Source organism: Oleiphilus sp. HI0086 (assembly GCF_001635225.1).
This window is the reverse complement of sequence record NZ_LWFZ01000072.1, coordinates 1-954: the sequence shown is the minus strand read 5'-3', so window position 1 is coordinate 954 and position 954 is coordinate 1. Positions and strand designations below refer to the sequence as shown.

Annotated in this window: 2 protein-coding genes; both read left to right on the top strand. The window is 48.4% G+C overall.

Annotation, left to right across the window (positions count from 1 at the left end):
- Nucleotides 1–286, top strand: a 286-nt coding sequence (locus tag A3756_RS01170; RefSeq protein ID WP_197481084.1) for a cobalamin biosynthesis protein, incomplete at its 5' end; no start/stop codon positions are given.
- Nucleotides 287–294: 8 nt separating this feature from the next.
- The coding region (locus A3756_RS01165; RefSeq protein WP_156490159.1) for an aminotransferase class I/II-fold pyridoxal phosphate-dependent enzyme at nucleotides 295–954 on the top strand (660 nt) is incomplete at its 3' end.

Below are 954 nucleotides of genomic sequence, written 5' to 3'. Positions count from 1 at the left end.
ACGCAGCGCTTTTCAATGCTGGAAAACACAAGGTAAATTATGGAAGAGCCCCAATGCAGGCCCAGTCATGGCTGCTGGAGCTGGTGCACTTGAATTAAAACTAGGCGGTAGCGCCTGCTATGACGAAACACTTGAACAGCGATCTACGCTTGGCCCCAAACATGGTCAAGCGGCTTGTGCGCAAAGCATTCAAGAAGCGCTCAAGCTGATTAAACGCAGTCTAATTCTTTGGTGTGCTGCACTTATTTTTCTTGAAGGCTACTTCTTTCTGATTCGTTTCTATTAGGCCCCAGGATGACAACGCAACAAACACATATTGTCCATGGTGGCGACTTAGTCAGCGCCTCGATTCGCTATAACATTCCCGAATCAGATTGGGTGGATCTGTCAACCGGCCTTAACCCGATCACTTATCCTTGCGATGACATTCCGGCAACCGTATTCTCTAGATTGCCTTACCCTAGCCCGGAATTCAGGAAAACAGTCGAAGGCTATTATGGCCCGCATGCCTACCGCTCACTTGCTGGTACTCAAGAGATTATTCAACAACTGCCTTTGCTATTAGCAGATCTTCCTGTGATCTTGCCGTCCCTGGGTTACCAAGAGCATCAGTGTGCGTGGACAAACAAAGGCGCTGAGATTAGTTTTTACGATGCCTGCATCTTATCCAAAGCTGACGCCATGATTGAGCGGCTGATTGAAGCTAACTCACAACAGCATTTACTTATTATCAACCCGAATAATCCAAGCGGGCTCATGATTCCTCTAGAGAGCCTGTTCTCCTGGGCTGCCATGCTCGGAACTGACGCAATGCTGATCGTGGACGAAGCATTTATCGATCTAACACCTAAAGCCAGCCTACTCTCACGCCCACCCCTGCCCGATAACATTTTAGTACTGAGATCTTGCGGCAAATTCTTCGGCTTAGGCGGTATTCGGGCCGGCTTCATATTT